A 22,039-nucleotide genomic window follows, 5' to 3' on the forward strand; every position below is an offset into this window, starting at 1 on the left:
GCTCCGACCGTGAGGTTCAAAGGTGAACGTGTCGGGAGGGTTTCCGGACCGTCACGAACGGGGCAGGATGGGCGTGGATGCGGCACTCAGTGCCGCGAAAAGGCCCTTCGGCCGACCCCGAGTGCACGTTCATTGTCCGAATGGGGGAAGGTGGGGGGAGTCAGGGCACCTCGAAGAAGAGAACCAGACGTCGGTGAGGGATGACGTGAGTGACAACTCTGTAGTACTGCGGTACGGGGACGGCGAATACACCTACCCGGTGGTCGACAGCACTGTCGGCGACAAGGGCTTTGATGTCGGCAAGCTTCGCGCCCAGACCGGTCTGGTGACCCTGGACTCCGGTTATGGCAACACCGCCGCCTACAAATCCGCGATCACCTATCTCGACGGTGAGCAGGGGATCCTGCGCTACCGCGGCTACCCCATCGAGCAGCTGGCGGAGCGCGCCACGTTCCTCGAGACGGCCTTCCTGCTGATCAACGGGGAGCTGCCGACCGTCGACGAGCTGGCCGAATTCCGCGACCAGATCACTACGCACACGCTGCTGCACGAGGACGTCAAGCGGTTCTACGACGGCTTCCCGCGTGACGCCCACCCGATGGCGATGCTGTCCTCCGTGGTCAGCGCGCTGTCGACGTTCTACCAGGACAGCCACAACCCGCACGACGAGAAGCAGCGCTACCTCTCCACGATCCGGCTGCTGGCCAAGCTGCCCACCATCGCGGCGTACGCGTACAAGAAGTCCGTCGGCCACCCGTTCGTCTACCCGCGTAACGACCTGGGCTACGTCGAGAACTTCCTGCGGATGACCTTCTCGGTCCCGGCGCAGGAGTACCAGCTCGACCCGATCGTGGTCAGCGCCCTGGACAAGCTGCTGATTCTGCACGCCGACCACGAGCAGAACTGTTCGACCTCCACGGTCCGCCTCGTCGGCTCCTCGCAGGCCAACATGTTCGCCTCCATCTCGGCGGGCATCAACGCCCTGTGGGGCCCGCTGCACGGCGGCGCCAACCAGTCGGTGCTGGAGATGCTGGAGGGCATCCAGGCCTCCGGCGGCGACGTCGACACCTTCATCCGCAAGGTGAAGAACAAGGAAGACGGCGTGAAGCTCATGGGCTTCGGGCACCGCGTCTACAAGAACTTCGACCCCCGGGCGAAGATCATCAAGTCGGCGGCGCACGATGTCCTCTCGGCCCTCGGCAAGTCCGACGAGCTGCTCGACATCGCGCTCAAGCTCGAAGAGCACGCTCTCGCCGACGACTACTTCGTCGAGCGCAAGCTCTACCCGAACGTCGACTTCTACACCGGTCTGATCTACCGGGCGATGGGCTTCCCGACCGAGATGTTCACGGTGCTGTTCGCGCTCGGCCGGCTGCCGGGCTGGATCGCCCAGTGGCACGAGATGATCAAGGAGCCGGGCTCGCGCATCGGCCGTCCGCGCCAGATCTACACGGGCGTCGTCGAGCGCGACTTCGTCCCGGTCGAGCAGCGCTGACACAGCCCTGAACAAACGCGCGAAAGCGCCCCGCTGCCGATCCCCCCACGGGTCGGAGCGGGGCGCTTCCATTCCCGGTTACGGATTCCCCCCACGGGATCCGGCCGGGGGTCTGCTGGCCGTAGAAGCCCACAGAAGCCCTTGACGCGTCACGCGATCTGCCGGGACGCGTACGTAACGGGAGGGCCGCTCAAAGCTCCCCGGGTACGTCGCCCCGGCCACGCGTAGCGGGATCCGTCCCCCAAGACGAACCCTCACCGCCCCATTAGACTCCCCACCCCCCGCGATGGTTACGTTCGGTCGCCTGTGATCTGCGTCTCTTGCCATATGGGGGCGTAAAGGGCAAGAGCCTCCATTTGAAAATCAGGGCTCCGATGTATGGGTGTTGTGCGGCTTATGGGGACTTGGTGAATCTATGGAGATTCGGTGAAGGTCCGCAGTCGCAGGCTGTTGGTGACCACGAAAACCGAGGAGAACGCCATCGCGGCGCCCGCGATCATCGGGTTGAGCATCCCGGCCGCGGCGAGCGGCAGCGCGGCGACGTTGTAGCCGAAGGCCCAGAAGAGATTGCCCTTGATGACGGCCAGGGTCCGGCGCGCCAGCCGGATCGCGTCCGCGGCCACCCGCAGATCGCCCCGTACCAGCGTCAGATCCCCCGCCTCGATGGCGGCGTCCGTCCCCGTGCCCATCGCCAGGCCCAGGTCGGCGGCGGCCAGGGCGGCCGCGTCATTGACCCCGTCGCCCACCATCGCGACCGTACGGCCCTCCGCGCGCAGCCGCCGGACCACGTCCACCTTGTCCTGCGGCAGCACCTCGGCGATGACCTTCTCGATGCCCACCTCCCGGGCCACCGACTCGGCCACCAGCCGGTTGTCGCCCGTCAGGAGCACCGGGGTCAGGCCGAGCCCGCGCAGCCGGGACACGGCCTCGGCGCTGGTCTCCTTGATGGCGTCGGCGACCACCAGCACGCCCCGCGCCCGGCCGTCCCAGGCCACGACGGCGGCCGTGCGCCCCTCGGCCTCGGCCGCCGCCTTGGCGGCCGCCAGCTCCTCGGTCAGCTCGGTCCCGTGGGCCGCGAGCAGCTTCTCTTGGCCGACGAGGACGGTGCGCCCGTCCACGACGCCCCGGACACCGAGGCCGGGGATGTTCTCGAAGCTCCGGGCCGCCGGCAGGGTGCCGGTGCGGGCGGCCGCCCCGTCGGCGACGGCGCGGGCCACGGGGTGCTCCGAGGCGTGTTCCAGGGCCCCGGCCAGCCGCAGGAGCTCGTCCTCGGTCACGCCGGGGGCGGTGTGCGCGCCGTACAGCCGCATCCGGCCCGTCGTCACCGTGCCGGTCTTGTCGAGGACGACGGTGTCCACGCGGCGGGTCGACTCCAGGACCTCGGGGCCCTTGATGAGGATGCCGAGCTGGGCGCCGCGCCCGGTGCCGACCATGAGGGCGGTCGGGGTGGCCAGGCCCAGGGCGCACGGGCAGGCGATGATCAGTACGGCCACGGCGGCGGTGAACGCGGCGGTCGCGTCGCCGGTCAGCAGCAGCCAGGCCGACAGGGTGCCGACGGCGATGAGGACGACGACCGGCACGAAGACCCCGGAGACGCGGTCCGCGAGGCGCTGCACCTCCGCCTTGCCGTTCTGCGCGTCCTCCACCAGCGCGGCCATCCGGGACAGCTGGGTGTCGGCGCCGACGCGGGTGGCCTCGACGACCAGGCGGCCCGCGGTGTTCACCGTCGCGCCCGCCACGCTGTCGCCCACCGCGACGTCCACCGGCACCCCCTCGCCGGTCAGCATGGAGGCGTCCACGGCCGAGGCGCCCTCGATCACCGTGCCGTCGGTGGCGATCTTCTCGCCGGGGCGCACCACGAAGCGGTCGCCGACGGTCAGCCGGGAGACCGGGACGCGGACCTCCCGTCCCTCGCGCAGCACGGCCACGTCCTTGGCGCCCAGCTCCATCAGCGCGCGCAGCGCCGCACCCGCCCGGCGCTTGGACTTCGCCTCCAGGTAGCGGCCGAGGAGGATGAAGGCGGTCACCCCCGCGGCGGCCTCCAGATAGATCGAGGACGACCCGTCCGCACGCGCGACGGTGAGGTCGAAGCCGTGCCGCATGCCCGGCATGCCCGCGTCGCCGAAGAACAGGGCCCACAGCGACCAGCCGAAGGCGGCGAGGGTGCCGAGGGAGACCAGGGTGTCCATGGTGGCCGCGCCGTGCCGGGCGTTCGTCCAGGCGGCCTTGTGGAAGGGCAGTCCGCCCCAGACCACGACGGGCGCGGCGAGGGTGAGGGACAGCCATTGCCAGTACGCGAACTGGAGCGACGGCACCATCGCCAGGAGGACGACGGGCGCGGACAGGGCGAGCGTGACCAGGAGGCGGCGGCGCAGCGCGTCCGTTGCCGTGTCGGATTTCGTGCCGGTCTTCGCGTCGGTCTCCGCGCCGGTCCCCGGGGCGGTGCCCGCGTCGGCGGGGCGGCCGGGCGCGGTGTCCCGGGCCGCGGCGCCTTCTCCGGCATCCGCCGTGGCGCGGTCGGGCGCCGCTTCGGGCTCGGGCTCCGACTCGGGTTCGGCGGGCTTCGGCGGCTCGGCGGTGTAGCCGGTCTTGACGACGGTGTCGATCAGGTCGGCGATCCCGACCTCGCCGCCGTAGGTCACCTTGGCCTTCTCGGTGGCGTAGTTGACCGTGGCGGTGACGCCGTCCATGCGGTTCAGCTTCTTCTCGACGCGCGCCGCGCAGGAGGCGCAGGTCATGCCACCGATGGCGAGCTCCACCTGGGAGGTCGCGGCCGCCGCAGGCAGGGTCTGCTCCGCCGTCGGTGTCTTCTCCCTCGCGGTTTCCGGGGCCGTGCTGGTCATTCTCCGTCTCCTGGGAGGAGGGCCGGGCCGTGCGGCCGGGTGGGCGCCGCGCGGCCGGGCGAGGGTGTCCTCGGGCGCTCAGGCCCGGCCGGTGAGTTCGTAACCGGCCTCGTCGACGGCGGCGCGCACGGCCTCGTCGGCCAGCGGGGCGGCGGAGACGACGGTGACCTGGCCGGTGGCGGCGACGGCCTTGACCGAGCTGACGCCGTCGATGGCGGAGATCTCCTCGGAGACGGCGCCCTCGCAGTGGCCGCAGGTCATGCCGGTCACCTGGTAGACGGTGGTGACGCCGGACGCGGTGGTGGCCTCGGAGCTCATGGCTTCTCCTGTGACGTGAGCAGGCGGGATACGGCTGTGTCCATCGGTGCCCAGGGGGCGCGGGATCCCCCGGTGTCCCCTGACAATGACAGCATAATACCCCTAGGGGGTATGAGGGGAGGGGTGTCGGTCAGGGAGTGCGGGACGGGGTCTCGGTGCCGATGATCGGCGCGAGGTAGCCGTGGAGGGAGGCCTTCAACTCCTCGGTGTACGCGGCCCGTTCCTTGCCCTCGTGGGCCAGTACGAGCTCGAGGCCCGCCTTGAACAGGGAGAACACCATCGTCGCGGTGCGGGCGCGGCGCTCGGCGGAGAGCTCGGGCTGGATGAACTCGATCAGCTCCTCGAGGCGGGCCTGGAGGGCCATGTGCAGCGCGTCCTGGTCCTCGGCCATGATGCCCGGGACGTCACCCGAATGGATGAGCGTCAGGAAGACGGGGTTCTGGCAGTTGAACTCGATCATCGGGTCGACGACCGCGTCGAGCATCTCGCCGAGGGGGAGCGAGGCGTACTCGGGGGTGAAGAGCGCGCCGTGGGCCTCGCGCATCTGGTGGGTGAGGCGCTCGCCGAGCTCGACTGCGATGGCCTCCTTGTTCGGGAAGAACTGGTACAGCGTGCCGGGGGAGACGCCGGCCTCACGGGCGATGGCGTTGGTGCTCGCCGAGGTGTAGCCCGTCCTGCAGAACACGCTGGCCGCGGCGTCGAGCAGCTGCTGGATACGGCGCTCGCCGCGCGCCTGCCTGCGGCGCGGCTTCGCCTCGCCGGCCGGCCGTTCTGGCTTGGTCTCGGTCACGCGTCAATCCCCAGCTCTCGGTGCTCCATTGACAAATACGAGTACCCGCTCGCATTCTGGAGAAACGCGAGCGGTCGCTCGTGTTTGCCACGCCTTGGGCAATCGTCGATCCGTGCTGCCTGCCTTCCGCCACTCCGGCGGGCGCATGGACACAGGTGAAGGGGACACCGCACTATGACCGTTGTCAACCGGCCGCACGAGGGCCGGACGAGAGGCTGGACGGGCGTGGTGACCGCCCGCCCGCGGCTGACCCTGCTGCTCGCCCTGCTGTTCACGGCGCTGGCGGTGGTGGCCGGAAGCGGGGTCGCCGACCGGCTGGGGAGCGGCGGCTGGCAGGACCCGGCCGCCGAGTCGGCGTACGCCACCAAGGCGCTCGAGAAGCACTTCCCCGCCTCTCAGCCGAATCTGCTCCTGCTGGTCGACAGCGGCAAGGCGACGGTCGACGCCCCGGCGGTCGCCGCCGAGGGCCGCGCGCTCGCCGGGAAGCTCGCGGGCGAGCCGTCGGTCACCGGCGTCACCTCCTATTGGGGCGGGGCCGCCACCCTGCGGGACCGGGACGGGCGCGAGGCGCTGATCGCCGCGCGGATCGTGGGCGACGAGAGCGCCGCCGCGAAGGTGCTGGACCGCATAGCCCCCGCCTACCGGGGCGACCACGGGCCGGTGAAGGTCACGATCGGCGGCCCGGTCGCGGTGCGCCATGAGCTCCAGACCACCATCCAGGAAGATCTGCTGCGGGCCGAGATGATCGCCCTGCCCATCACCCTGCTGCTGCTCGTCATGGTCTTCGGCAGCGCGGTCGCCGCCCTGCTCCCGTTGGGCGTCGGCATCATCGCGATCCTGGGGACCGACGCCGTGCTGCGCGGCCTCACCGAGTTCACCGACGTCTCGGTGTTCGCGCAGAACCTGACCACCGCGCTCGGCCTCGGCCTCGCCATCGACTACGCCCTGTTCATCGTGCGGCGCTTCCGGGAAGAGCTGGCCCAGGGCGCCGGGACACTGCCCGCCATCGCCGCCACGCTGCGCACCGCGGGGCGCACGGTGCTGTTCTCCGCGATGACCGTCGCCGTCTCGCTCGCCGCCATGCTGGTCTTCCCGCAGTACTTCCTGCGCTCGTTCGCCTACGCGGGCATCGCGGTGGTGCTGATCGCCGCGGCGGCCGCGCTGGTGGTGCTGCCCGCCGCGCTCGCCCTGCTCGGCGAGCGGGTGAACGCGCTGGACCTGACCCGGCTGTTCCGGCGCGGCCGCCCGGCCCGGGGCGAGCCGGGAGCGGGCTGGGGCCGACTGGCCCGGCTGGTGATGCGCAGGGCGCCGCTGTTCGCGCTGGCCACTACCGCCGGTCTGGTGGTCCTCGGACTGCCCTTCCTGCGGGTGGAGTTCGGCACCGCCGACGACCGCCAGCTGCCCGCGAGCGCCGAGTCCCATGTGGTCCAGCAGCACATCAGGGAGAACTTTCCCGGCAGCCCCGGCGGAGCGATCGACATCCTGGTCGACTCCCGGCCCGACCCGGCGGCCCTGGCCGACTACAGCGGCAAGGTCTCCGCCCTGCCCGGAGTGGCGCGCGTGGACAGCCCGGCCGGCCAGTTCGCGGGCGGCCGGCGGGTGGCGGAGCCCGGCCCGGCGGAGGCGGTGCGCGCCGCCGACGGGGCGGCGTATGTCACCGTGCTGTCCAAGGGCGAGGTCGTGGACCAGACGAGCCAGCAGCTGGTGCGCGACATCCGCGCCCAGCACCCGCCGTTCACCGCCTCGGTCACCGGCATCGCCGCGGTGGTGGTGGACAGCAAGGACTCCATAGCCGAGCGGCTGCCCTGGGCCCTGGCCATCATCGTGGTCGTCACCCTGCTGCTGGTCTTCCTGCTCACCGGAAGCGTGCTGATCCCCCTTCAGGCGGTGCTGCTCAACGCCCTCAGCCTCACCGCGATGTTCGGGGCGGTGGTCTGGGTCTTCCAGGAGGGGCACCTCTCCGGCCCGCTGTCCTTCACCAGCACCGGGGACATCGAGACCACGCTGCCGGTGCTGATGTTCTGTGTGGCCTTCGGACTGTCCATGGACTACGGCGTCTTCCTGCTCTCCCGGATCAAGGAGGAGTACGACCGCACGGGCGACCACCGCGCGGCCGTCGAGTTCGGCGTGCGGCGCACGGGCGGGCTGATCACCGCCGCCGCGGTGATCCTCGCCGTCGTCATGGTCGCCATCGGCACCTCGCGGGTCACCAACACCAAGATGCTCGGCCTCGGCATCGCCCTGGCCGTCCTGATGGACGCCATGGTGGTGCGCAGCCTGCTGGTGCCCGCGGTGATGCGGCTGACCGGCCGGGCGACCTGGTGGGCCCCGGGCCCGCTGCGCCGGCTGCACGCCCGTATCGGCCTCAGCGAGGGGGAATCCGCCGGCCCGGCCACCGGCACCGGTACGGACACCCCCGCCGACGCCGACGCCGACACCCCCAAGGGGGCTGACCGGACGCCGCTCGCGGCCGGACGGCCCGGGGTCACCCCTTGACCGCGCCCGAGAGCATTCCGGAGATGAATTGATTGCTCCCCTCCCTGAAGGGAGGGGAGTCCTTCCTTCAGGGCTGAGCGGGGATTCCTGGCTCAGGCTGCCTCCGGGAGCAGCGCTCCCCGAGGTCTTGCGCCCTCGGCACCAGCCGGGTTCAGACCTGCCCGGTGGAGCATCACGCGGGCGGAGTTCTTGTCTCTGGGGGAGACGGCTCCGCACGCGGTGCAGGTGTAGGTGCGCTCGGACAGCGAATGGGGTCTCCCCTGCTCGAGCGCAGCCGAGAGCTTGGGGAAGCGTGCTTGGTTCTCGCTCCGCACGATGCACAGTCCATGGTGGTGTGCGCGGGATGCACGAGACGGATGTCCCGCCCATGCTTGCGGCCCATTTCGATCAGGGCCTTTTTCGTCGCGCCGATCGCGGCATCGGCCGCCTTGCGCGCCATCGAGGACTTGGCGAGGAACTTCGGCTTGAAGTCCTCCACGGCGATCGCGTCGTGGTCGCGCACGACCTTCTTCGCCCACTTGCGGCCGGTGTCCTGCCGCTGCCGGGCGATCTTCGCGTAGGCCTTCGCCCGCCACGTCTTCGCCTCGCGGTAGCCCTTCGAGGCGGCCTGCCCCTTCTTCGGTCTGCGGCGGGCCATCATCCGGTCGTACCGCGTCAGCTTGACCTGAGCCTTGCGGCCGTGCTCGGCATGCGGGAGGTCATGGGCGTCCGAGGTGGTGGTCGCGGTCTCCCTCACGCCCCAGTCCACGCCCAGCACCCGGCCGGTCTCCGGCAACGGCTGCACCTCGGTGGGGACCACGAACGAGCAGTACCAGTGTCCGACACTGTCCTGATACACACGCACCGACGAGGGCGCGGCGGGCAGGTCCCGCGACCACACCACCGTCACCACGATCCCTCCCGCCAGGTGCAGGCGACCGTCCTTCAGCCGGAACCCGCGCCGGGTGTAGTTCAGCGTCGGCAAGGCATCGCGCTTCTTCTTCCACCTCGGCATACCGGCCCGCTGCCGCTGAGGCAGACGCTCCCGAATGTCCTTCTGCGCCTTGGCACGGGACTTGCCAAAGTCTCGGATCACCTGCTGCTGCGGAACACTGGAGCCCTCACGCAGCCATGGCGTACGCTCCCGCGACTGCGTCAGCATCATGTCGAGCTGCGCCGGGCCACAGGTCCGCTTCTCACCCGTGCTCTTGTTGTGCAGATGAGTGGCCCTGGACTTGGCGACGCACTCGTTCCAGATCCACCGGCACCGGCCCCATTCCGCCAGCAGCGCCCCACGGGCGGTCGACGACACACGAAGCCGATAAGTGTACCGGGCGTACCCGGCCCCATCGGCTTCACTTGGTGTCATCATGCCGTCAACGTAGCGTCATCGTTCGGTTCTCACCCCCGTATTCCGACAGACCTACTCGAACGAGTGACCGCCCAAGCCGCCGGGGACCGACGGTCCTTCAACTCCAAGATCCTCCACCTCCTGGAGGTTGCCCTCATCGCTCACCGGGCGGAAGCCGGATAGCCCGACGGCGATCCGGCTTCTCCCGCCTCACCGCACGGGGAACCGGATTCCTCCCCGGCCTGGAGGCAAGGGCCTCCTCCAGGAATCCCGATGAAGGAGGGCGAAGACTCCTCGGCCGGGGTGAGGGTGGAGACCGCCACCCCGCCCAGCGGCAGCAGCGCGAGACCGGCGAGTTCACGGTCGGCCGGAAGCTGCTGGACGGCTACATCGACCGCATCCCCGAGGTGGCGGCGGTCTTCAACCGCCCCGCCTGACGGCGTCCGCCCAGGCGCGCGCCTAGGCTCCGGGCTCTCTCCGGGAGCGGTTGCCGGGTCTGAGGGTCACCCAGGTCCGGATGGTGTCCGCGTACCAATACGGCTTGCCGCCCTCCACGAGATCGGGGGGCGGCAGCAGGCCGTGCTTGCGATATGACCGTACGGTGTCCGTCCGCACACCGATGTGCGCGGCGATCTCCTTGTACGACCAAAGCCTCCGGTCGGTCATCTCTCGCGCCCTTCCTGCGGGCGCCGCAGTCACGGTCCGCCAGGGGCCGTTGGGGGGAGCTGCGGCGCGACCGCTTGTGATCACTCAGCCTGTGCCCGGTCAACGACGGTGAGTGACGCGCGGATAGGCGTTGTTGAACGTCTGTGACGGAAGGATCGCCGAGATGTGACGGCCGTGACAGCCGAGTGACTCAGCCGGCGAACACCGAGTACTCGGCTGCGGAACGCGGGGTGGCTCAGATACGGAACGCCGGGCGGCTCAGGCGTAGAACGCGGGGCGCTCGATCATCTCGACGGCCGTACGCTCACCCGTGGTCTGGGCCCGGACCCCCGCCGCGCTGACGGCGGCCGCGGCATAGCCGTCCCAGACGCTGGGGCCCGCCACCTCGCCGCGCCGGGTGGCGTTCACCCAGGCCTGCACCTCGCGGTCGTACGCCTCCTCGAAGCGGGCCACGAAGTCCGGGGCGATCTCGCCGCCCCAGCCGCCCGCGCGGTTGATCAACATGCCGTGGGCGTCGCCGACGCGCGCGGTGCCGCGCTCGCAGACCGCCTCGGCCTGCACCTGGTAGCCGAAGCCGCAGGTCGCGAAGATCTCGACATTGACGATCGCGCCGCCGTCGGTCTCGAAGATCACCAGCTGGGGGTCGCTGAGCCCCTCGGGGGCGTACGCGCTGGAGGTCGGGCGCACCACGGTCACCGCGGTGATCTCCTGCTCCAGCAGCCAGCGGGACTGGTCCATCTCGTGCACCACCGAGTCGGTGATGAGCATGTCGCTGGTGAAGTAGGAGTGCACGGAGGCGTTGCGGTGGCGGCAGTGCAACAGCAGGGGACGCCCGAGCTCGCCGCCCGCGAGCAGCGACTTGAGCTTCAGGAACTCGCTGTCGTAGCGGCGCATGAAGCCGACCTGCACCCGGCGGTGGCCCAGCCGCTGCTCGGCCTCCAGCACGCGCAGCGCGGAGGCCGGGTCCGGGGTGAGCGGCTTCTCGCACAGGACCGGCAGGTCGTGCTCGAAGGCGGTCAGCAGCGCGGCCTCGTGGGCCGGGCCGGGCGAGGCGATCAGCACGGCGTCCACGTCCGGCGCGGCCATGGCGGCGGCCGGGTCGGTGTAGGCCTGAGCGCCCTCGGCGTTATGGGCGACATGCTTGGCGCGCGCCTCGTCGATGTCGACGACGGCGGTCACCCGCGCCCCGCTGATCACGTCGTTGATCCGGCGGACGTGATCGGCGCCCATCATGCCGGTCCCGATGACGGCGACCCCGAGCGTCCCCTGCTGCGTCATGATGTGTCTTCTCTCCCTGTTCTGGTGTGCCTGGTTCTGGTGTGCAGCTGCTCTGGTGTGCCGGTGGCGGATTGCGGGTCAGGCGCCGCAGGAGCGCAGGAAGCGGCGGGTGCGCTGGGCGATCGGGAACGGCTTGTCGGGCGGGCAGGGGTACATGTCCTGCTCGACGATGGCGAACAGGTCCACGTTCAGCTTCTGGGCCGCGGTCAGCACCGGTTCGAGGGCGGGGACGCCGTTCGGCGGCTCGCACATGACCCCGCGCTGGACGGCGGGCCCGAAGGGCACCTCGTTCTTGACCACGTCGGCCAGGATCTCCGGGTCGACCTGCTTGAGGTGGAGATAGCCGATCCGCTCGCCGTAGGTCTCGATGAGCTTGACGCTGTCGCCGCCGCAGTAGGAGTAGTGGCCGGTGTCCAGGCAGAGGTTGACCACGTCCGGGTCGGTGGAGTCGAGGAAGCGGGCGACGTTCTCCTCGCCGTCGATGTGGGTGTCGGCGTGCGGGTGGACCACGATGTCGAGCCCGAAGCGCTCGCGCACCTGGCGGCCCAGCCGCTCCATGCCGGTGGACAGATCGCGCCACTGCTCGGCGGTCAGCTGCGGGGGCTCGATCAGCTCGGCGGTCTTGTCGTCCCGCCAGAAGGCGGGGATGACGACCAGATGGCGGGCGCCCATGGCCTGGGTGAGCCCGGCGACCTGGGAGACATGCTCCCAGGTGGCGTCCCAGACGCCGGGGCCGCGGTGCAGGGCGGTGAAGACCGTGCCGGCCGAGACCTTCAGATTCCGCCGGCCGACCTCCTCGGCGAGCCGCGCCGGGTCGCTCGGCAGATAGCCGTACGGGCCCAGCTCGATCCACTCGTAGCCCGCCTCGGCGACCTCGTCGAGAAAGCGCTGCCAGGGGACCTGCTGCGGGTCGTCGGGGAACCACACCCCCCAGGAGTCGGGGGCCGAGCCGACCCGGATGCGATCCAGAGCGGGTACGGGGGAGGCGGCAGTCATGAAGGGGATCTCCTCTCACCGGTCGTCGGCGACCGGGGAAGGGGGCGTGGCGTGCGGTGCGGGTGGTGAGCTGTGGTGCCCGGGTCATGCTGTTTTGGGCAGCTTCATGGCCGGGGTGGCCATCCGTCAAGGTTTCGTCAGGACATTCGGACGTCCGGTCAGGATGTCAGATCGGCATCTCAGACGGAGGGGGTCTGCACCGTTTCCGGGAGCTCCTCCACGTCGACCCCGCGGACCTGCGCGAGCTCGTGCTTGAGAGCGGCCAGTTCGGCCCCGCCCGCCATGTGGTTGGTGAGCTCCTCCAGCGTGACGTCCGCGCGGGCGGCGTTCAGCTCCAGCGCGCCGAGCCTGAGCACCGAGAAGTGGTCGCCCACCATGTAGGCGTGGTGGGGGTTGTGGGTGATGAAGATGACGCCGAGCCCGCGCTCGCGCGCGGCGGCGATGTACTTCAGCACCACCCCGGACTGCTTGACGCCGAGCGCCGCCGTGGGCTCGTCCAGGATCAGCACCCGGGCGCCGAAGTACACGGCCCGGGCGATGGCCACCGACTGGCGCTGGCCGCCGGAGAGGGTGCCGATGGGCTGGTCCAGGTCGTCGAGGTGGATGCCCATGGCGGACAGTTCCTCGTCGGTGGTCCGCTTCATCCGCTCGATGTCCAGGCGGCGTACGGGCCAGGGGCCGCGGGTCAGCTCGGAGCCGAGGAAGAAGTTCCGCCACACCGGCATCAGCGGGACGGTGGCCAGGTCCTGGTAGACCGTGGCGATGCCGAGGTCGAGCGCCGCGCGCGGGTTGGAAAGACGCACCGGCTTGCCGTCGACGAGGAATTCCCCCTCGTCGTGCTGGTGCAGCCCGGACACGATCTTGATGAGGGTGGACTTGCCGGCGCCGTTGTCGCCCAGTACGCAGGTCACCCGGCCCGGCTGGACGGTCAGGTCGATTCCGCGCAGCGCGCGGACGTTGCCGTAGAGCTTGCCGACGCCCTTGAGCCGGACCACCGGCTCCGGGCTCTGCCCCGCGGCGGCTTCCTTGGTCACGTTCGTGGCCATTGCCATCACCTCCTGGTCGCCTGGCGGCGCACCCACAGATTGACCAGCGTCGCGAGCAGCAGCATCGCGCCGACGAAGAACTTGAACCAGTCGGGGTTCCAGTTGGCGTAGACGATGCCCTGGTTGACCATGCCGAAGATGAAGGCGCCGAGCACCGCGCCGATCGCCGAGCCGTAGCCGCCGGTGAGCAGGCAGCCGCCGATCACCGCCGCGATGATGTAGTAGAACTCGTTGCCCACGCCCTCGCCGGCCTGCACGGTGTTGTACTCGAACAGCAGGTGCATGCCGACGAACCAGGCCGCGAAGCCGACGGTCATAAACAGCGCGATCTTGGTGAAGGTCACCGGGACGCCCACGGCCCGGGCGCTCTCCCTGGAGCCGCCGACCGCGAAGATCCAGTTGCCGAACTTGGTGCGCAGCAGCACCCAGGTGGCGATGCCCGCGAAGAACAGCCACCACAGCACGGTGATCTTCACATCGACGCCGCCGATCGAGATCTCGGAGGCGAAGACCGACTTGGCCTGGTCGAAGCCGTCCATGTCATTGATCGTGTCGGTGGCGACATTGTCGGTCAGCAGCTTGGTGACGGCCAGGTTGGCGCCCTGGAGCATCAGGAAGCTGGCGAGGGTGACCAGGAAGCTGGGCAGTCCGGTCTTGATCAGCAGTACGCCGTTGATCAGGCCCACGGCGAGCGAGACGGCCAGGGCGACCACGACTCCCACCCACACATTGGTGGTGAGCTGGAAGCTGAGCATGCTCGCGGTCAGCGCCGAGGAGGTGACGGCGACACCGGCCGACAGGTCGAACTCGCCGCCGATCATCAGCAGGGAGACGGCCAGGGCCATGATGCCTATGGTGGATCCCTGGTAGAGGACCGTGGCGAAGGCGTCGGCCTGGCGGAAGGTCGGGGCGGCGGCGAAGAAGAAGAGGTACACGCCGACGGCCGCGACCAGCGCGCCGATCTCGGGGCGGGCCAGCGTCCGGCGGATCAGCGAGCGCTCGGTGGTGCGGGACTTGTGGACGGTGGGGGAGGCCGGCGGCGTCGCCGCCGCCGGCGTCGTGGTCTGGGTCATCGGGCGATCACCGGGTGCCCTTCTCGGCGAACGTGGCGATGGTCTCCACGTTGTCCTTGGTCACGAAGGCGGGCCCGGTCAGGACGGGCTGCTCGCCGCCGCCGCTGAAGTTGCCGTTGACCTTGTAGAGCCACAGCGAGTCGATCGACAGGTAGCCCTGCAGATACGGCTGCTGGTCGACGGCGAACTGCACATCGCCGCTCTTGACCGCGGCGACCAGGGTCTTGTTGAGGTCGAAGGTGGCGACCTTGGCCTTGCCTCCGGCCTCCTTGGCGGACTGGACGGCGGTGAGGGCGAAGGGGGCGCCGAGGGTGACGACGTAGTCGATGCTGGAGTCCTGCTTGAGCTTCGCGGAGATCGTCGACTTGACCGACGGCATGTCGGTCCCGTTGACGTAGAGGTTGTCCGTCTTGCCCTTGAAGGTCTTCTTCACGCCGGCGCAGCGGGCCTCGAGGGCGACATGGCCCTGCTCCTGGATCACGCAGATGTTGTGCTTGGCGCCGAGCTCGTTCAGGTGCTTGCCGAAGGCCTGGCCGGCGATGTTCTCGTCCTGGCCGAAGTACTCCAGCAGGCCCATGTCCTTCCAGTTGTCGAGGCCGGCGTTGAAGCCGACGACGGGGATGCCGGCCTTCTTCGCCTTCGCTATGACGCCCTTCATGGCGTCGGGCTTGGCGAGGGTGACCGCGATGCCGTCGACGTGCTGGTCGATGGCGTTCTGGATGAGGTTCGCCTGGTCGGCCGCGTTGGGGTTGCTCGAGTAGACCAGGTCGACGTTGTCCTTGGCCGCTGCCGCCTTGGCGCCCTTGCGGATGGTGTCCCAGAAGGTGTCGCCCGGTGCCGCGTGGGTGATCATCGCGATCTTCAGCCGGGGGGTGTTCGCCTTGCCGGCGGAGATGTCGTCCGAGGCTTCCTGGGCCTTCTTGCCGCCTTGGCTGCTACAGCCGGTGGCGATGAGGACGCCCGCCGTGACCAGGGCGGCCATGGCCGTCGCTCTGCGGGTTCGGTTGATTCTGAGGTCCATCTGTTCCAGCACCTCTCAAGCCGGGACCGTTGTTGACACGGCCGTTGCAGAAGGGGAGCCAACTCTCCGGGGCGGCCAGCTGTCAAGGCTTTGTCATGACAACATTTCATCTGGACGTAACGAGGCAATAACGCCGCTCGTTGCCGCTCTTGATAGGTCCGAATGTAAGGACAAATTCTTGACAGGGGAAGGGAGACACCTCTAGACCTGAAGGGCCACAACCGCCCGGACGATTCGCGGACTGTGAGCCTGAACTGCGTCTTTCCTGAAGGGGTACGCATGAGTGAGCCGTACGACCTGATCACGATGGGCCGGATCGGGGTGGACATCTATCCCCTGCAGATCGGCGTCCCACTGCCGCAGGTCGAGACGTTCGGCAAGTTCCTCGGCGGCTCCGCGACCAACGTCGCGGTGGCCGCCGCCCGGCTCGGCCGCCGCACGGCGGTGATCAGCCGCACCGGGGCCGACCCCTTCGGCGAGTACATCCACCAGGCGCTGCGCGAGTTCGGCGTGGACGACCGCTGGGTCGCCCCCGTCGACGCCTACCCCACCCCCGTCACCTTCTGCGAGATCTTCCCGCCCGACGACTTCCCGCTGTACTTCTACCGCCGGCCCAAGGCCCCCGACCTGGAGATCCACCCCGGTGAGCTGGACCTGGACGCCGTGCGCGCCGCCCGGATCTTCTGGATGACCGGCACCGGCCTCAGCGAGGAGCCCAGCCGCGCCGCCACCCTCGCCGCGCTGGAGGCGCGCGCCAAGGCCGGCCCGACCGTCTTCGACCTGGACTGGCGCCCGATGTTCTGGCCGGACCCGGCCGAGGCCCGCCAGTACTACGCCCAGGCGCTGCGCCACGCCACCGTCGCCGTCGGCAACCTCGACGAGTGCGAGATCGCCACCGGGGTCCGGGAACCCGCGGCCTGCGCCGAGAGCCTGCTGGCGGCGGGGGTGGAGCTGGCCGTCGTCAAACAGGGCCCCAAGGGCGTACTCGCCGTACACCGCGACGGCACCACGGCCGAGGTGCCGCCGGTCCCCGTCGAGGTCGTCAACGGCCTGGGCGCGGGTGACTCGTTCGGGGGATCCCTGTGCCACGGCCTGCTGTCCGGCTGGGACCTGGAGCGCATCATGCGGTACGCCAACGCCGCGGGCGCCATCGTGGCGTCCCGCCTCGCCTGCTCCTCCGCGATGCCCACCGAAGCCGAGGTCGAGGCCCTGCTCGCCGGGGACTGAACCACTGGCGCCCAGCCACCCCTTCTCTTGATCACCGCTCCTTCGGCCACCCGCGGTGGCCCAAGACTCCGCGACCCGAGCGGACAGCGTGATCGTATGAACGCGACTGTGAGGAGCACCCGTTGAGCATCAGCATCTCCGACCTCGTCAAGGTGCGGAGCCGGCACCCGGAGGCGATCGCCGAGGCGGCCGCCCGCCGCGTCCGGCGCCCCCTCATCGGCGACAGCGGCCGTCTGATGATCGTGGCCGCCGATCACCCCGCGCGCGGCGCCCTCGCCGCCGGAGGCCACAAGCTGGCCATGGCCAACCGGTCCGAGCTGCTGGAGCGGCTGTGCGTCGCGCTGTCCCGCCCCGGCGTCGACGGAGTGCTCGCCACCGCCGACATCCTCGAGGACCTGCTGCTGCTCGGCGCCCTCGACAACAAGGTCGTCATGGGCTCGATGAACCGCGGCGGCCTGGCCGGCGCCTCCTTCGAACTCGACGACCGCTTCACCGGCCACCGCCCCCAGGACATCGCCCGGCTCGGCTTCGACGCCGGCAAACTGCTGCTGCGCATCGACTACTCCGACGAGGGCTCGCTGGCCACCCTGCTCTCCACGGCCAGAGCCATCGACGAGATGGCCGAGCACCGGCTGCCCGTCTTCGTCGAGCCCTTCATCTCGCGCCGGATCGACGGCAAGGTCACCAACGACCTGAGCGCCGAGGCCGTCACCAAGTCCATCGCCATCGCCTCCGGGCTCGCCGGGACCTCCGCGTACACCTGGCTGAAGGTGCCGGTCACCGACGACGCCGACGACATGGCCGCCGTCATGGAGACCTCCACGCTGCCCGCGGTGCTGCTCGGCGGGGACGTCGGCAAGAACCCGCGGGACCAGGAGGGCGCGTACGAGAAGTGGCGCAAGGCGCTGAGCCTGCCCACCGTTCAGGGCCTGGTGGTCGGCCGTGCGCTGCTCTACCCGGCGGAGGGCGGCGTCGAGCAGGCCGTCGACACCGCCGTCGGACTGCTCTGACGGCCGCGACCAGGGAACAAGGCCGGAACAAGGCGCTGACAAGGCGGAGACTGACGACATGACCACTACCGACCCTTCCACCGGGTTCCATCTTCAGGCCGGCAAGGCGGCCGCAGGACCGTACGCCGTGGACATCGACCCCGCGCGGGCCGGGTGGGGCTACTCCTCGCTGCGCGTTCTCGACCTGCCGCCCGGCGGCACGCACCAGCTGGCCACCGGCGACAGCGAGTGGATCGTGCTGCCGCTGAGCGGCGGCTGCACCGTGGTGACCGAGGGCCAGACCTTCGAACTGCACGGCCGGGAGAGCGTGTTCAGCGGCGTCAGCGACTTCGCGTATCTGCCGCGCGACGCGCACGCCCGGATCGCCAGCGGAGCGGGCGGGCGGTTCGCGCTCACCGGCGCCCGCTGCGAGCGCCGGCTGCCCGCCCGCTACGGACCGGCCTCCGCCGTCCCCGTCGAGCTGCGCGGCACCGGCAACTGCTCCCGCCAGGTGAACAACTTCGGTGCGGCTGGGGTCTTCGAGTGCGACAAGCTGATCGCGGTCGAGGTCCTCACCCCCGGCGGCAACTGGTCCTCGTACCCGCCGCACAAGCACGACGAGTGCCGCCCGGGCGAGGAGTCCGAGCTGGAGGAGATCTACTACTTCGAGATCGCCGAGGCGCACGGCAACGAAGGCGTCGGCTACCAGCGGGTCTCCCCCTCCGGCCACGGCCGCGGCACCGACGTGCTCGCCGAGGTCCGCTCCGGGGACCTGGTCCTGATCCCCGACGGCTGGCACGGCCCGTCCATCGCCGCCCCCGGCCATGACATGTACTACCTCAACGTCATGGCGGGCCCCGGCCAGGACCGCGACTGGCTCATCTGCGACCACCCCGACCACGCCTGGATCCGCGCGACCTGGCCGGACCAGCCCGTCGACCCCCGCCTCCCCCTCTACGACGCCCCCATGGGAGACACACGATGAGTGGAGCCACCCGCAGGCTCACCACGGCCCAGGCCCTGGTGGAGTTCCTGGCCCACCAGTACACCGAGCGCGACGGGCAGCGGCAGCGCCTCATCACCGCCTGCTGGGGCATTTTCGGCCATGGCAATGTGGCGGGCCTGGGCCAGGCGCTGCTGGAGACCGGCCAGGACGCCATGCCGTACCTCCAGGGCCGCAACGAGCAGGCCATGGTGCACGCGGCCGTCGGCTACGCCCGCCAGTCCAACCGGCTCGCCGCCCAGGCCGTCACCACCTCCATCGGCCCGGGGGCCACCAACCTGGTCACCGGCGCCGCCCTGGCCACCGTCAACCGGCTGCCCGTACTCCTGCTGCCAGGCGACACCTTCGCGACCCGCCCCGCCGACCCGGTGCTCCAGCAGCTGGAGGTCCCCTCCGCGGGCGATGTGTCGGTCAACGACTGCCTGCGGCCGGTCTCCCGCTACTTCGACCGGATCGTCCGCCCCGAGTCGCTGATCCCGGCCGCACTGCAGGCCATGCGGGTGCTCGCCGACCCGGCCGACACCGGCGCCGTCACCCTCGCCTTCCCGCAGGACGTCCAGGCCGAGGCGTTCGACTGGCCCGAGGAGTTCTTCGCCGACCGCGTCTGGCACGTACGCCGCCCGGCGCCCGAACCGGCCGAGCTCGCCGAGGCCGCGCGGGCCGTGCGCGCCGCCCGGCGGCCGCTGATCGTCGCGGGTGGCGGCATCCACCACAGCGAGGCCGAGGACGCGCTGCGCGCGCTCGCCGACGCCACCGGCATCCCCGTCGCCTCCACCCAGGCGGGCAAGGGCTCGCTGCGCCACGACCACCCCGCCGACATCGGCGGCATCGGGCACACCGGCACCGCCGTCGCGGACGACCTCGCCCGCACCGCCGACCTGGTCATCGGCGTGGGCACCCGCTACAGCGACTTCACCACCGCCTCCGCGACCCTCTTCGCCAACCCCGGCGTCCGCTTTCTCAACCTCAACATCGCGCCGTTCGACGCGCACAAGCTGAGCGCGACGACCCTGGTCGCCGACGCCCGCGCCGGGCTCGAGGCGCTCGCCGAGGCGCTGGCCGGCCACCGCGTCGAGGAGGGGTACGAGGCCGAGTACGCCGCCGGGAAGGCGCGCTGGGAGCAGCGGGTCGACGCCGCGTACGCCGCCGGGGACGACTCCGCCCGGCCCTCCCAGACCCAGGTCCTGGGCGCCCTGGACGCGACCGTCGGCGACGAGGACGTCGTCATCAACGCCGCCGGCTCGCTCCCCGGCGATCTGCACAAGCTGTGGCGGGCCCGCTCGCCGCGCCAGTACCACCTCGAATACGGCTACTCCTGCATGGGCTACGAGATCCCGGCCGCCATCGGCGTCCGGCTCGCGGCGCCCGACCGCCCGGTGTGGGCGCTGGTCGGGGACGGTACGTATCTGATGATGCCGACCGAGATCGTCACCGCGGTCCAGGAGGGCGTCAACATCAACATCGTGCTGATCCAGAACCACGGCTACGCCTCCATCGGCGGCCTGTCGGAGGAGACTGGTGGTGAGCGCTTCGGCACCGCGTACCGCTTCCGCGCCGCCGACGGCACGTACTCCGGCGACCCGCTCCCCGTCGACCTGGCCGCCAACGCCGCCTCGCTCGGCATGGAGGTGATCCGCGCCGGGAGCGTGGCCGAGCTGCGCACGGCGCTGGTCGCCGCGCGCGCCTCGGACCGGCCCACCTGTGTCTATGTGGAGACCGAAACGGCCGACACAGTGTCCGGCGCGCCCGCCGCCCAGGCGTGGTGGGATGTGCCCGTCGCCCAGACCGCGACCCGTCCGGCAGCGGTCAAGGCCCGTGAGACCTACGACCGGCAGGCCACAGCCCGCCGCCGCCATCTCTGACCGGTGACCGACTTGTTCACGAACCGAAAGGCTCCGCACCCATGAAGACCATCAACCACTGGATCGGTGGCAAGCCCGCCGAGGGCGCGTCGGGCGACTTCGGCCCGGTCTACAACCCGGCGACCGGCGCGCAGGACACCCGGGTGGCGTTCGCCTCCGTGGCCGAGGTGGACGCGGCCGTCGCCGCCGCCAAGGAGGCCTTCGCGTCCTGGGGCACCACCTCGCTGGCCAAGCGCACCGCGATCCTCTACAAGTACCGCGAGCTGCTGGACGCCCACCGCGACGAGATCGCCGCCCTGATCACCGCCGAGCACGGCAAGGTGCACTCCGACGCCCTCGGCGAGGTGGCCCGCGGCCTGGAGATCGTCGAGCTGGCTTGCGGCATCGCGGAGAAGCTGAAGGGCGAGCTGTCCACCCAGGTCTCCACGGGGGTCGATGTCGCCTCGATCCGCCAGCCGCTCGGCGTGGTCGCCGGCATCACGCCGTTCAACTTCCCGGCCATGGTGCCGATGTGGATGTTCCCGGTGGCCCTGGCCTGCGGCAACACCTTCGTGCTCAAGCCCAGCGAGAAGGACCCCTCGGCCTCCTGGCGGCTGGCCGAGCTGGCCGCCGAGGCGGGCCTGCCCGACGGCGTGCTCAACGTCGTCAACGGCAACAAGGTGGCCGTCGACCGGCTCCTGGAGCACCCGGACATCGCCGCGGTCAGCTTCGTGGGCTCCACGCCGATCGCCAGGTACATCCAGGCGAAGGCCATCGAGCACGGCAAGCGGGTGCAGGCGCTGGGCGGTGCCAAGAACCACATGCTGGTGCTGCCCGACGCCGACCTGGACTTCGCCGCGGACAATGCCATCAACGCGGCGTACGGCTCGGCCGGCGAGCGCTGCATGGCCGTGTCCGTCGTGGTCGCGGTGGGCGACACGGGCGACGAGCTGGTGAAGAAGATCGCCGACCGCGCCGCCAGGCTCCGCATCGGCCCCGGCGACGACCCGGCCTCCGAAATGGGCCCGCTCATCACCAAGGAGCACCGCGACAAGGTCGCCTCGTATGTGCACGGCGCCGCCGCGCAGGGCGCCGAGGTCGTGGTCGACGGGACGGGATACACGGTCGAGGGCCACGAAAACGGCTTCTTCATCGGCGTCTCGCTGCTGGACAAGGTCCCCACCACCGCCGACGCCTACCGCGACGAGATCTTCGGCCCGGTGCTGTGCGTGGTCCGCGCCGAGACGTACGACGAGGCCATCGAGCTGATCAACAGCTCGAAGTGGGGCAACGGCACGGCCATCTTCACCCGCGACGGCGGCGCGGCCCGCCGCTTCCAGCTGGAGGTGGAGGCGGGCATGGTCGGCGTCAACGTACCGATCCCGGTGCCCGTCGGCTACCACTCCTTCGGCGGCTGGAAGGACTCGCTCTTCGGCGACCAGCACATCTACGGCAACGACGGCGTGCGCTTCTACACCCGCGGCAAGGTCGTCACCACCCGCTGGCCGGAGCCGTCGGAGGAGGTCGGCATCAACCTCGGCTTCCCGAAGAACCACTGACTGCTCGTCAGTGATCGACCGCACGTTCGGGTGAATCCCCCCGCCGGTACGGAACCGGCGGGGGGTTT

16 protein-coding genes and 1 pseudogene are annotated in these 22,039 nt (G+C 70.5%); 7 read left to right on the forward strand and 10 right to left on the reverse strand.

The genetic code is table 11. From position 1 onward, the window contains the following. Positions 1–205 precede the first annotated feature (205 nt). Positions 206–1,495, forward strand: coding sequence for a citrate synthase (locus tag ACWY4P_RS34995; RefSeq protein ID WP_456204552.1), 1,290 nt, complete (start codon positions 206–208; stop codon positions 1,493–1,495). 413 nt (positions 1,496–1,908) lie between these two features. Here the strand turns inward: ACWY4P_RS34995 and ACWY4P_RS35000 are convergent, their stop codons facing one another. The 3 genes from ACWY4P_RS35000 to ACWY4P_RS35010 form a co-directional block, all read right to left on the reverse strand. Further along, positions 1,909–4,338 carry a heavy metal translocating P-type ATPase gene (locus tag ACWY4P_RS35000; protein WP_456204553.1) on the reverse strand — a complete coding sequence of 810 codons (2,430 nt, stop codon included), beginning with the start codon at positions 4,336–4,338 and terminating at the stop codon, positions 1,909–1,911. A 78-nt stretch (positions 4,339–4,416) separates the two neighbouring features. Then, positions 4,417–4,656, reverse strand: coding sequence for a heavy-metal-associated domain-containing protein (locus ACWY4P_RS35005; RefSeq protein ID WP_456204554.1), 240 nt, complete (start codon positions 4,654–4,656; stop codon positions 4,417–4,419). 130 nt (positions 4,657–4,786) lie between these two features. Then, on the reverse strand, positions 4,787–5,446 hold the full coding sequence (locus tag ACWY4P_RS35010; protein WP_456204555.1) for a TetR/AcrR family transcriptional regulator: 660 nt from the start codon (positions 5,444–5,446) through the stop codon (positions 4,787–4,789). A 174-nt stretch (positions 5,447–5,620) separates the two neighbouring features. On the opposite strand from ACWY4P_RS35010, the gene ACWY4P_RS35015 reads away from it, so the two are divergent. Further along, the gene (locus ACWY4P_RS35015) at positions 5,621–7,942 is read left to right on the forward strand and encodes an MMPL family transporter (RefSeq protein ID WP_456204556.1); all 2,322 of its coding nucleotides are present in this window, start codon (positions 5,621–5,623) and stop codon (positions 7,940–7,942) included. 92 nt (positions 7,943–8,034) lie between these two features. Here ACWY4P_RS35015 and ACWY4P_RS35020 read toward each other — a convergent pair. From ACWY4P_RS35020 to ACWY4P_RS35050, 7 genes and pseudogenes are all read right to left on the reverse strand, one after another. Further along, a pseudogene (locus tag ACWY4P_RS35020) lies at positions 8,035–9,293 on the reverse strand (RNA-guided endonuclease InsQ/TnpB family protein). Positions 9,294–9,731: 438 nt separating this feature from the next. Further along, entirely contained in the window at positions 9,732–9,938 is a 207-nt protein-coding gene (locus tag ACWY4P_RS35025; protein ID WP_456204557.1) for a helix-turn-helix transcriptional regulator, read from the reverse strand. Between the two features lie 258 nt (positions 9,939–10,196). After that, positions 10,197–11,216, reverse strand: coding sequence for a Gfo/Idh/MocA family protein (locus ACWY4P_RS35030; protein ID WP_456204558.1), 1,020 nt, complete (start codon positions 11,214–11,216; stop codon positions 10,197–10,199). Between the two features lie 78 nt (positions 11,217–11,294). Beyond that, a complete protein-coding gene (locus tag ACWY4P_RS35035; protein ID WP_456204559.1) occupies positions 11,295–12,212 on the reverse strand; it encodes a sugar phosphate isomerase/epimerase family protein in 918 nt (305 codons plus the stop codon). A gap of 179 nt (positions 12,213–12,391) precedes the next feature. Beyond that, a complete protein-coding gene (locus ACWY4P_RS35040) occupies positions 12,392–13,258 on the reverse strand; it encodes an ATP-binding cassette domain-containing protein (RefSeq protein ID WP_456204560.1) in 867 nt (288 codons plus the stop codon). A gap of 5 nt (positions 13,259–13,263) precedes the next feature. Then, positions 13,264–14,331, reverse strand: a complete 1,068-nt coding sequence (locus ACWY4P_RS35045) for an ABC transporter permease (RefSeq protein ID WP_456204561.1) — start codon at positions 14,329–14,331, stop codon at positions 13,264–13,266. Between the two features lie 7 nt (positions 14,332–14,338). Continuing rightward, on the reverse strand, positions 14,339–15,352 hold the full coding sequence (locus tag ACWY4P_RS35050; RefSeq protein ID WP_456204562.1) for a sugar ABC transporter substrate-binding protein: 1,014 nt from the start codon (positions 15,350–15,352) through the stop codon (positions 14,339–14,341). Positions 15,353–15,631: 279 nt separating this feature from the next. Between ACWY4P_RS35050 and iolC the strand changes: the two genes are divergently transcribed. The 5 genes from iolC (at position 15,632) to ACWY4P_RS35075 (ending at position 21,971) form a co-directional block, all read left to right on the forward strand. After that, positions 15,632–16,579 carry a 5-dehydro-2-deoxygluconokinase gene (gene iolC, locus ACWY4P_RS35055; protein ID WP_456204563.1) on the forward strand — a complete coding sequence of 316 codons (948 nt, stop codon included), beginning with the start codon at positions 15,632–15,634 and terminating at the stop codon, positions 16,577–16,579. A gap of 122 nt (positions 16,580–16,701) precedes the next feature. Next, positions 16,702–17,589, forward strand: a complete 888-nt coding sequence (locus ACWY4P_RS35060; protein ID WP_456204564.1) for a Cgl0159 family (beta/alpha)8-fold protein — start codon at positions 16,702–16,704, stop codon at positions 17,587–17,589. A 58-nt stretch (positions 17,590–17,647) separates the two neighbouring features. Beyond that, positions 17,648–18,553 (forward strand): 5-deoxy-glucuronate isomerase, encoded by a 906-nt coding sequence (iolB, locus tag ACWY4P_RS35065; RefSeq protein WP_456204565.1) that lies wholly within the window; start codon positions 17,648–17,650, stop codon positions 18,551–18,553. Further along, on the forward strand, positions 18,550–20,433 hold the full coding sequence (iolD, locus tag ACWY4P_RS35070; RefSeq protein ID WP_456204566.1) for a 3D-(3,5/4)-trihydroxycyclohexane-1,2-dione acylhydrolase (decyclizing): 1,884 nt from the start codon (positions 18,550–18,552) through the stop codon (positions 20,431–20,433). Before iolB ends, iolD begins: the two co-directional genes overlap by 4 nt. A gap of 41 nt (positions 20,434–20,474) precedes the next feature. Beyond that, positions 20,475–21,971: a CoA-acylating methylmalonate-semialdehyde dehydrogenase gene (locus ACWY4P_RS35075; RefSeq protein WP_456204567.1), complete on the forward strand. Its 1,497-nt coding sequence runs from the start codon at positions 20,475–20,477 to the stop codon at positions 21,969–21,971. Positions 21,972–22,039 lie beyond the last annotated feature (68 nt).

It is taken from the genome of Streptomyces sp. LZ34, assembly GCF_053890475.1.

Excerpts from the sequence above, each read along its gene's own strand:
- ACWY4P_RS35000 (WP_456204553.1), bottom strand. The coding sequence starts at position 4,338 with ATGACCAGCACGGCCCCGGAAACCGCGAGGGAGAAGACACCGACGGCG.
- ACWY4P_RS35005 (WP_456204554.1), bottom strand. The coding sequence starts at position 4,656 with ATGAGCTCCGAGGCCACCACCGCGTCCGGCGTCACCACCGTCTACCAG.
- ACWY4P_RS35015 (WP_456204556.1), top strand. The coding sequence starts at position 5,621 with ATGACCGTTGTCAACCGGCCGCACGAGGGCCGGACGAGAGGCTGGACG.
- ACWY4P_RS35025 (WP_456204557.1), bottom strand. The coding sequence starts at position 9,938 with ATGACCGACCGGAGGCTTTGGTCGTACAAGGAGATCGCCGCGCACATC.
- ACWY4P_RS35030 (WP_456204558.1), bottom strand. The coding sequence starts at position 11,216 with ATGACGCAGCAGGGGACGCTCGGGGTCGCCGTCATCGGGACCGGCATG.
- ACWY4P_RS35035 (WP_456204559.1), bottom strand. The coding sequence starts at position 12,212 with ATGACTGCCGCCTCCCCCGTACCCGCTCTGGATCGCATCCGGGTCGGC.
- ACWY4P_RS35040 (WP_456204560.1), bottom strand. The coding sequence starts at position 13,258 with ATGGCCACGAACGTGACCAAGGAAGCCGCCGCGGGGCAGAGCCCGGAG.
- ACWY4P_RS35045 (WP_456204561.1), bottom strand. The coding sequence starts at position 14,331 with ATGACCCAGACCACGACGCCGGCGGCGGCGACGCCGCCGGCCTCCCCC.
- ACWY4P_RS35050 (WP_456204562.1), bottom strand. The coding sequence starts at position 15,352 with ATGGACCTCAGAATCAACCGAACCCGCAGAGCGACGGCCATGGCCGCC.
- iolC (WP_456204563.1), top strand. The coding sequence starts at position 15,632 with ATGAGTGAGCCGTACGACCTGATCACGATGGGCCGGATCGGGGTGGAC.
- iolB (WP_456204565.1), top strand. The coding sequence starts at position 17,648 with ATGACCACTACCGACCCTTCCACCGGGTTCCATCTTCAGGCCGGCAAG.
- iolD (WP_456204566.1), top strand. The coding sequence starts at position 18,550 with ATGAGTGGAGCCACCCGCAGGCTCACCACGGCCCAGGCCCTGGTGGAG.
- ACWY4P_RS35075 (WP_456204567.1), top strand. The coding sequence starts at position 20,475 with ATGAAGACCATCAACCACTGGATCGGTGGCAAGCCCGCCGAGGGCGCG.